At 66.2% G+C, this 8,377-nt stretch carries 9 protein-coding genes; 5 read left to right on the top strand and 4 right to left on the bottom strand.

What is annotated here, in order from left to right; translation table 11 throughout:
- Positions 1–209 precede the first annotated feature (209 nt).
- The 4 genes from EN742_RS15330 to EN742_RS15315 all read left to right on the top strand — a co-directional run bounded on the left by EN742_RS15330 (position 210) and on the right by EN742_RS15315 (position 4,229).
- Positions 210–1,550 (top strand): sorbosone dehydrogenase family protein, encoded by a 1,341-nt coding sequence (locus tag EN742_RS15330; RefSeq protein ID WP_128332985.1) that lies wholly within the window; start codon positions 210–212, stop codon positions 1,548–1,550.
- Positions 1,551–1,686: 136 nt separating this feature from the next.
- A complete protein-coding gene (locus EN742_RS15325; protein ID WP_127400527.1) occupies positions 1,687–2,304 on the top strand; it encodes a LysE family translocator in 618 nt (205 codons plus the stop codon).
- 191 nt (positions 2,305–2,495) lie between these two features.
- Positions 2,496–3,476, top strand: coding sequence for a cysteine synthase A (cysK, locus tag EN742_RS15320; protein WP_126057280.1), 981 nt, complete (start codon positions 2,496–2,498; stop codon positions 3,474–3,476).
- Between the two features lie 132 nt (positions 3,477–3,608).
- The gene (locus EN742_RS15315; protein WP_126057279.1) at positions 3,609–4,229 is read left to right on the top strand and encodes a glutathione S-transferase family protein; all 621 of its coding nucleotides are present in this window, start codon (positions 3,609–3,611) and stop codon (positions 4,227–4,229) included.
- Between the two features lie 159 nt (positions 4,230–4,388).
- On the opposite strand, the gene EN742_RS15310 is transcribed toward EN742_RS15315, so the two are convergent.
- The 4 genes from EN742_RS15310 to EN742_RS15295 form a co-directional block, all read right to left on the bottom strand.
- On the bottom strand, positions 4,389–5,642 hold the full coding sequence (locus tag EN742_RS15310) for an RNA polymerase sigma factor (RefSeq protein ID WP_126057278.1): 1,254 nt from the start codon (positions 5,640–5,642) through the stop codon (positions 4,389–4,391).
- A 7-nt stretch (positions 5,643–5,649) separates the two neighbouring features.
- The gene (locus EN742_RS15305) at positions 5,650–6,018 is read right to left on the bottom strand and encodes a YciI family protein (RefSeq protein ID WP_126057277.1); all 369 of its coding nucleotides are present in this window, start codon (positions 6,016–6,018) and stop codon (positions 5,650–5,652) included.
- Between the two features lie 206 nt (positions 6,019–6,224).
- Positions 6,225–6,677, bottom strand: a complete 453-nt coding sequence (locus EN742_RS15300; RefSeq protein WP_126057276.1) for a thiol-disulfide oxidoreductase DCC family protein — start codon at positions 6,675–6,677, stop codon at positions 6,225–6,227.
- Positions 6,678–6,856: 179 nt separating this feature from the next.
- Complete coding sequence (locus tag EN742_RS15295; protein WP_126057275.1) at positions 6,857–7,003, bottom strand: hypothetical protein; 147 nt, start codon at positions 7,001–7,003, stop codon at positions 6,857–6,859.
- Between the two features lie 363 nt (positions 7,004–7,366).
- On the opposite strand from EN742_RS15295, the gene EN742_RS15290 reads away from it, so the two are divergent.
- A complete protein-coding gene (locus EN742_RS15290) occupies positions 7,367–8,230 on the top strand; it encodes a Ku protein (protein ID WP_126057274.1) in 864 nt (287 codons plus the stop codon).
- Positions 8,231–8,377: the final 147 nt, after the last annotated feature.

Genomic DNA, 8,377 nt, shown 5'->3' with positions numbered 1-8,377 from the left:
TTGCGCGCCATGGGCCTGCCGCTGCCGGCCGATCTGGTCGCGTCGGAAAGGCGCCTGGACGATGATTTCTATGCGGAAGGCAGCTGAGCACCCACTACCACCCTTAAGTTCACCTGTGCCCCCTTCGTTGCGGAACGCCGGTCTGATTTTTCCGTTTGTCCCGTACCTGGCCTTGACTGCCCATGGCCAAACCAACCCTGGAGGACGGTATGATCCGGTTTGCCAGTCTTGCGGGAGCTGCCATGCTCGTCGCCACCGCAGCGCTTGCGGACCAGCCGGTGCTGACCGGCAGCAAGGCTTTCGGCGACTGGAAGGCCGACCGTCCGGGAGTGCGCCGGCTGATCAAGCCGCAGGACCTGCCGGCGCCCTACCGCACCCGCTCGTCATCGAACGGCCCGGGCGTTGGCGATCGTCCCGAAGGGGTCAAGCCGCTTCTACCGCCCGGCTTCTCCATCGAACTCGTTGCTTCCGGCATCGACAATCCACGCGTCGTACGCGTGGCACCCAATGGCGACCTGTTTGTCGCCGACAGCAAGGCCAACCAGATCCGCGTCTATCGCCTCGCCGAGGGCGGCGCGAGGCCGGCGCAGCAAGCCATTTTCGCCGAAGGGTTGACCCGGCCCTATGGCATCGCCTTCTACCCGTCGGGCGACAGGCCGCAATGGGTCTATGTCGCCAACAGCAACAGCGTCGTGCGCTTCGCCTACCGCGAAGGTGACCTGAAGGCGCAGGGCAAGCCGGAAACCATCGTCCCGGACATCCCCTCCAGCCATCACTGGACGCGCGACATCATCTTTTCGCCTGATGGCAAGACGCTCTACCTATCGGTCGGATCGGGCTCCAACGTCGCCGAGGACATCGGCGCCGAGCCGGAAGGCGGGCTCGCGCAATGGGCGGCGTCGGCACCGCTCGGCGCGAGCTGGGGACCGGAGGAAGGGCGCGCCGACGTTCTGGCCTTCGATCCGGACGGCAGGAACCGGCGCAGCTTCGCCACCGGCCTGCGCAACTGCTCCGGCATGACGGTGCAGCCTCAGACAGGCGCGCTCTGGTGCGTCGTCAACGAGCGCGACGGGCTCGGCGACAACGTGCCATTCGAATATGCGACGACGGTCAGGCAAGGCGGCTTCTATGGCTGGCCCTGGTATTACATCGGCGCCAACGAGGACCCGCGCCACAAGGGCGCGCGCCCCGACCTTGCTGGCAAGGTCACTGTTCCCGACGTGCTGATGCAGGCGCATTCGGCGCCGCTCAGCATCGCCTTCTATGACAAAAAGAGCTTCCCGGCCGAGTATCAGGGCGATGCCTTCGTCGCCCTGCACGGCTCCTGGAACCGCGGCGTGCGCACCGGCTACAAGGTGGTGCGGCTGAAATTTGAGGATGGCAAGCCGACCGGCGCGTATGAGGATTTCGCCACCGGCTTCGTCATCTCCGACGACGATGTCTGGGGCCGGCCGGTCGGCGTCACTGTCGCGAAGGACGGCGCGCTGATCCTCACCGAGGACGGCAACGGCACCATCTGGCGCGTCACCTATGGCGACGACCGGTCCTGATTGAGCCGGCCTGGGAATCCTGTTGGGGCCGCCTCGGGTTGACCCGGCGAGATCTGGTGCAATCGAATCCAGTCCTCAGGAAATTCAATTCCATTCGGATGTATGCGACAAGGCGCACTCATCTGGACCGAAAGCCATGACGCTCACCGGATTTGTCGCTTACAGCGCCGCCCTCGGCATCGCCGCTGCCATTCCGGGCCCCGGCGTCACCGCGCTTGTGGCGCGGGCGCTGGGTTCCGGCTTCCGTTCGTCGCTGGCGATGTCGTTTGGCCTGATCCTCGGCGATCTCACCTATCTCACCGCCGTCATGCTCGGTCTTGCCTTCGTCGCGCAGACTTTCGGCATGGTTTTTCTCGCCATCAAATGGGCCGGCGTCGCCTATCTCGCTTTCCTCGGCTGGCGCTTCTGGACCAGCGGCATCACGCCGGAGACTGTCGAGGCGCGAAAGGGCAAGGGCGGGCTCGTCGCCTCCTTCCTTGCCGGCCTCACGGTGACGCTCGGCAATCCGAAGACGATGATCTTCTACCTCGCCATCACGCCGACCATCGTCGACCTGAAGACGATCACGCTGGCCGACTATGGCATCCTCGTCGCGCTCACCGTCATTGTCCTCTTGGTCGTGCTGGTGCCCTATCTGGCGCTCGCTGCGAAGGCGCGCTGGTTTCTGAAGTCGCCGCGCGCGCTGAAGGCGCTGAACCGCACGGCCGCCGGCTTCATGGTCGGCGCGGCGGCGGCGATCGCGGCCAGGCAATAGAGCACCCGTCTCATCGCGCTTCCGTTTCGGCCAAACCATTCCGGAAACAAGCCGATCCGGAAAATGCTATTCCGGGGCGGCAGCGTTTTCAGCACGCGCCCCACTCGGATATTTTCGACCGGCAGCCTATCTTGCGCGGCTGAAAGCCCTATTCTGTCGCTGATGCAATTGCCTGTCCTGGGAGCGAAACAATGAACAAGCCCGTCACCTCCGCGCGCGTGCCCGGCCGCGGCCGCGTCTTCAATTCGATCACCGAGACGATCGGCGACACCCCCCTGGTGCGGCTCGACAAGTTCGCGAAGGAAAAGGGCGTCGTCGCCAATCTCCTGGCCAAGCTCGAATTCTTCAACCCGATCGCCTCGGTCAAGGACCGTATCGGCGTTGCCATGATCGAGGCGCTGGAAGCCTCTGGCAGGATCGCCCCCGGCAGGACGACGCTGATCGAGCCGACCTCCGGCAACACCGGCATTGCGCTCGCCTTCGCCGCCGCCGCCAAGGGCTACAAGCTGATCCTGACCATGCCGGAGACGATGTCGGTCGAGCGGCGCAAGATGCTGGCGCTGCTCGGCGCCGAACTGGTGCTGACCGAAGGTCCCAAGGGCATGAAGGGCGCCATCGCCAAGGCCGACGAGCTTGCCGCCACCTTGCCCGACGCCATCATCCCGCAGCAGTTCGAGAATCCGGCCAACCCCGAGATCCACCGCCGCACCACGGCCGAGGAGATCTGGAACGACACCCAGGGCGAGGTCGACATCTTCGTCGCCGGCATCGGCACCGGCGGCACCATCACCGGCGTCGGCCAGGTGCTGAAGAAGCGCAAGCCCTCGCTGCATGTCGTCGCCGTCGAGCCGGAGGCTTCGCCGGTGCTGTCCGGCGGCCAGCCCGGCCCGCACAAGATCCAGGGCATCGGCGCCGGCTTCGCGCCGAAGATCCTCGACACCACGATCTATGACGAGATTGTCAGGGTCTCCAACGAGGATTCCGTCGCCAATGCGCGGCTTGTCGCCCGCCTCGAAGGCGTGCCGGTCGGCATCTCGTCGGGCGCCGCGCTGCAGGCGGCGATCGTCGTCGGCTCGCGGCCAGAGAACAAGGGCAAGACCCTGGTCGTCGTCATCCCGTCCTTCGCCGAACGCTACCTGTCGACCATCCTGTTCGACGGGCTGGGGGCGTAAGCCTCCTCAATGAACGGTCGCGGGACGCTGGACCGCTGAAAAAACCCGTGTGGCGTCCGCGCCGCGCTTGAGCGCGGCACCGCTTCCGGTGCAAACCTCAACCGGCCCCGCGCGGGCGGTTGGGAGGGATTGATGTACAGACTTTACACACGCCCCGGCAGCGGCGGCTTCGTCGTCGAGGCGGCGCTTGCCCTGGCCGGCGCGCCGTTTGACCAGATCGACGTGCCGAAGAAGGACCCGCCCGACCAGGCCTTCCTCGACATCAGCCCGTTGAACCAGGTGCCGGTGCTGACCTTGCCGGACGGCCGATCGATCACCGAATCGGCGGCGATCTGCATTCTGCTCGCCGAGCGCCATCCGGAAGCCGGGCTGGCGCCGGCGGCGGGTTCGCCGGCCCGCGCCGACTTCCTGCGCTGGATGGCCTTCATGTCGTCGGTCCTCTACCCGGCGGGGCTGCGCTACTATTATGCCCATCGCTACACCGTGACGCCGGACGGCGTGGAGGCGGTGAAACAGGCCGCGCTGAACGAGACGGAGCGCGGCTTTGCCATCCTCGACAAGGCCCTCGCCGGCCGCGACTGGCTGGTGGGCGAGCAGCTATCGCTGGCCGACATCTACCTGATCATGCTGGTGGCCTGGCATCCCGAGATCGGCAAGGTCGCCGCTGCCTGGCCCGATATCGAGCGCCTGTGGGCCAGGCTGCGCGATCATGAGCTGATCCACAAACTGAATGCCGCCCACGCGATGTGGTGAGCGGCCTCTTACGAGGTTGCCGGGAAAAGGCCATCATAGCAGGCCGGAACCTTGTCCTGGAGAGAGCCCATCGAGCAGAAAGCCGAGGCCTTTCCGGAAAGCACCATCCCAAATGGAAGAGATGGGAGTTGGCTGGCGGCGCTCTAATCGCGCCGCGGCCTAGTTGCTGCCCGCTGTGAGCTTCGCCCGCTTTTCCTGCAGGAAGCGGCGCACGGCCGGGTCCCGTTCGAGGCCGATCGCGCGGTCGTAAGCCTCGGCCGCCAATCCGGTCGTGCCGAGCCTCGCCAGCAGGCCGGCGCGGGCAGCCCAATAGGGCTGATAGTCAACCAGCCGCTTGTCGTCACCCAGCACGTAAAGCGCTGCCAACCCGGCCGCAGCGCCCTCATCCTCGGCGATCGCCACGGCGCGGTTGATCGCCACAACAGGCGAGCCGGCGACGGCCAGCAGCGCGTCGTAAAGCTGGCGGATCGCTGCCCAGTCGGTGCGGCCGCCGCGCCGCCGCGCCGTGTGGGCCGATTGCACGGCCGCCTCCAGCTGGTAGCGGCCGATGATCCCCTTGGCGGCGGCACGTTCGAGCAGGTCTTCCGCCTCGTCGATCAGCGTGTCGTCCCAGAGCGCGGTGTCCTGCTCGGCAAGCGGCACAAAGTCACCTTCCGGGCTGCGTCGCGCTGCCCGCCGCGCTTCGGCAAACAGCATCAGTGCCAGAAGCCCTACCGCCTCCGGCTCGTCCGGCATCAGCGAGGCCGCCAGCCGGCCGAGCCAGATGCCCTCGGTGGCGAGGTTGCGGCGCCGCGTCTCGGTGCCGGCAGGATCGGTCCAGCCTTCGGCGAAGGCGGCGTAGATCGCCTCCAGCACCGCGTCCAGCCGCTCGCCGAGCTCGGCCCGCTCCGGCACCCGGAACGGAATGCCGATCTCGCGGATCCGGGTCTTGGCGCGCACCAGGCGCTGGCCCATCGTCGCCGGCGAGACCAGGAAGGCCGAAGCGATGGTCGCCGCGTCGAAGCCAAGGATGGTCTGCAGGATCAGCGGCGCGCGCACGCTGGCCTCGATCGCCGGATGGGCGCAGGCAAACATCAGCCGCAACCGTTCGTCCGGCAGCTCTTCGTCGGTCATGCGGGCCTCCACCTCCTCGGCGATCAGCTTGAGATGATCGCGCGCCGCCTCGCCGGTTTGCCGCCGCCGCACCGCATCGACGCCCCGTCGGCGCGCCACCGCGAGCAGCCAGGCGTCCGGCTTTTCGGGCACGCCGGTCTGCGGCCAGCGCTCGAGCGCCGCCGCGAAGGCATCCGCCAGCGCGTCCTCGGCGCCGGCGACATCGCGCGTGCGCGCCGCGAGAAAGGCGACCAGCTTGCCGTAGCTTTGCCGGGCGGCCGCTTCCGCCGCCGCCCGCGCGATCTCCGGTCGATTGTCCATCACTGGGTCAATTCGCGGACGGATAGTCGCTCATTTCCCAGATCGGTCGCACCTCGATCGTGCCGGCGCTGGCGCCCGGGCAGCGCGCCGCCCAGGCGATGGCCGCGTCGGCGTCCTCGGCCTCGATCATGTAGAAGCCGGCGAGCTGCTCCTTGGTGTCGGCATAGGGGCCGTCGAGCACATTGGTCTTGCCGTCGGCCGTGCGCACCGCCGTTGCGGATTGCGTCGGCCGCAGCCGGTCGCCGGCGAGCCAGGCGCCGGATTTCTTCAACGCCTCGGTATAGGCGCCATAGGCGGCGCTGATCTCGTAGGTCTTCTCGCTCGGCGCGGTCGCCATCGCGGCTTCGTTCGCGTAGATCAAAAGCATGTATCGCATGGTCTTCTCCCGTTTTCTCGAAGGCCGCGTCATCGCCGGCCTGACCAATGTCGCCTGGGCCAGGCGGATTTCGACAGGTGCTACGAAAATCTTTCGACCCGCGCGGCGCCTTGCGCAAGCCGGCGGCGATGATCCGTGAATTTGCGAGGATTGTCGGGAGGCCGAATCTCGCCGCCGGCCAGGCTCCGACCAGCCGTGGCGGGATTCTAGCCGATCAGCCGCTCCCGCAGTTCCGGCGACGGGATCTCGCAGCTGCCCGTCCTGCCGAACAGGGCGTAGCGATTCTTGGCGATGCGGTCGTAGAACCAGTCGCGCAGCGGCCGCGGCAGGGCGAGCAAAACCTTCGCCGTGCGCCATGGCCAGCCAAGCTCGGCCATCACGGCGATGAAGCCGTCCAGTTGGGTGAAGGCCTTTCCGTCGATCAGGGTCAGGCTGGTATCGTAGCTGTCGGTCGCCAGTCCGTGCTTGCGAAACAGCGCTTCGCCGAACGGCGACTGCGCCGTGGCGAAACGAAAGCGCTTCCCGCGGTCGAACCGCACCACCGTCCGCACGAAACCCGAGCAGAACACGCAGACGCCGTCGAAGACGATCAGCGGCTGGGTTGCATCGTAAGCTTGCGGCGGAGGAAGGGGACGCTTCGGTTCGGGCAGGTCAATCATGTCGGCCCCGGCTGCTGGTGTCGTCAGACACTAAGCCAGCCGGCGGCGGCGTCAAAGCGGTGGCGTTGTCGCACGCCGCCGACCGGCCAGCGCGGGGCGCTCGGCGCGATAGGTGGTTGCGCGATGGCTGTCGGCCGGTTTGCAGATCCGGCTGTCATGACGGCTCTCCAGCGTCATGATCAGTGCGCGCTGATGCCGAGCGAGTTGCCGCGGCGGGCGCAGGCCGGGCCTGGGCCGCGCATGTAATAACGCTCAGGCCGATAGGTCGGCGCGACGAATTCACGGATGGCGGCGGCGTAGCCGGCAATGTGGTTCCAGAACTTCATTTCCCTGTCCCTGTCCCGATTTCGGATGTCCCGTCCGAATTGCGGGCATCATAGCGTCGAGGCGTGAATAGTCGGTGAACGTGATGTTAATTTCTGGTCCGAAATGCCCCGCTTCGTGGCCGGAATGCGGCTGATTCGGGGTCTTTCCGAGCCATTTGTCGGCATCTCGCCCAATGTGACTTTTGCATCACATATGTTTCGCCCCGATGTCGGTTGAGCGCGGTTCTGTTTCAATCGCGGGCGCCTCGACGAAATTTCCGTGCGCCGCCCGGGAAAGTCAGGACCCAGTCTGGAGGCGGCCTCCCGGAACCGGAGCGGGTTCTGCCCGTTCTCGGTTCAACCACCCTGCTCACGGAGTTCGTCATGGCGCCGCGCCCGGCCTGGAAAGGCTATCTCAAGCTGTCGCTGGTCACTTGCGCCATCGAGCTGACCAACGTCGTCACCCACGCCGAAAAGGTCTCCTTCCGCATCCTCAACCGCAAGACCGGAAACACCGTGAAGCGCATCTATGTAGATGCCGAGACCGGCAAGCCGCTGGAGGAAGGCGACGAGATAAAGGGCTATGAGGTCGAGGACGGCGAGTTCATCCATATCGAGGAAGACGAGATCGAGGCCGTCCAGATCGAGTCCTCGCATACGATGAGCCTCGACGGCTTCGTCGACAAATCCTCGATCCGGCAGATCTACCTCGACACGCCCTATTATGTCTCGCCGGCGGACAAGGTGTCGGAGGAGGCCTTTGCCGTCATCCGCGACGCCATGGCGGGCAAGAAGATGGCCGGCCTCGCCCGCATCGTGCTCTACCAGCGGGAACGCCCGGTGGTGATCGAGCCGCTCGGCAAGGGCATGGTGCTGACCACGCTGCGTTACGACAACACAGTGCGTCAGCCCGACAGCGTCTTTGGCGATATCAAGCCGGTCAAGACCGACGATGAGATGATAGACCTTGCCGAACACATCATCGACCGGAAGGGGGCAAAATTCGATCCGTCGAAGTTCGACGACCGCTACGAGGATGCCCTGCTCGAGCTGATCCGCGCCAAGAAGGCCGGCAGGAAGGCGCCAAAGGCCAAGGCGCCGCCGAAGCCTTCCAATGTCGTCAACCTCTTCGATGCGCTGAAGAAGAGCCTGAACGCGGAAGGCGCGGGCAAGGCCGCGTCGAAGGCGAAGGCAAAGCCAAAGGCCGGACGGGGCAAGGCCTCCGCTCCGCGGCGCAAATCGGCATAGGAGGCCGCAGCCATGGCCAGCCTCGAGCAGTATCGGGCCAAGCGGGATTTCAGGAAGACCGCCGAGCCGGCCGGCAAGCTGTCGCGGAGCGGCAAGAAGGCCGCCGGCATCTTCGTCATCCACAAGCATGCGGCGACCAGGCTGCAC

The organism is Mesorhizobium sp. M4A.F.Ca.ET.020.02.1.1 (assembly GCF_004022645.1).
Lineage (GTDB): Bacteria > Pseudomonadota > Alphaproteobacteria > Rhizobiales > Rhizobiaceae > Mesorhizobium.
Note: the sequence above shows the minus strand (reverse complement) of the source record. Positions and strands in the feature narration are given on the sequence as shown.

Bases quoted from the DNA above. Each gene is read 5' to 3' on its own strand.
- EN742_RS15305 (WP_126057277.1), bottom strand. From the start codon at position 6,018: ATGCGATACATGCTTTTGATCTACGCGAACGAAGCCGCGATGGCGACC.
- EN742_RS15290 (WP_126057274.1), top strand. From the start codon at position 7,367: ATGGCGCCGCGCCCGGCCTGGAAAGGCTATCTCAAGCTGTCGCTGGTC.
- EN742_RS15330 (WP_128332985.1), top strand. From the start codon at position 210: ATGATCCGGTTTGCCAGTCTTGCGGGAGCTGCCATGCTCGTCGCCACC.
- cysK (WP_126057280.1), top strand. From the start codon at position 2,496: ATGAACAAGCCCGTCACCTCCGCGCGCGTGCCCGGCCGCGGCCGCGTC.
- EN742_RS15310 (WP_126057278.1), bottom strand. From the start codon at position 5,642: ATGGACAATCGACCGGAGATCGCGCGGGCGGCGGCGGAAGCGGCCGCC.
- EN742_RS15325 (WP_127400527.1), top strand. From the start codon at position 1,687: ATGACGCTCACCGGATTTGTCGCTTACAGCGCCGCCCTCGGCATCGCC.
- EN742_RS15295 (WP_126057275.1), bottom strand. From the start codon at position 7,003: ATGAAGTTCTGGAACCACATTGCCGGCTACGCCGCCGCCATCCGTGAA.
- EN742_RS15315 (WP_126057279.1), top strand. From the start codon at position 3,609: ATGTACAGACTTTACACACGCCCCGGCAGCGGCGGCTTCGTCGTCGAG.
- EN742_RS15300 (WP_126057276.1), bottom strand. From the start codon at position 6,677: ATGATTGACCTGCCCGAACCGAAGCGTCCCCTTCCTCCGCCGCAAGCT.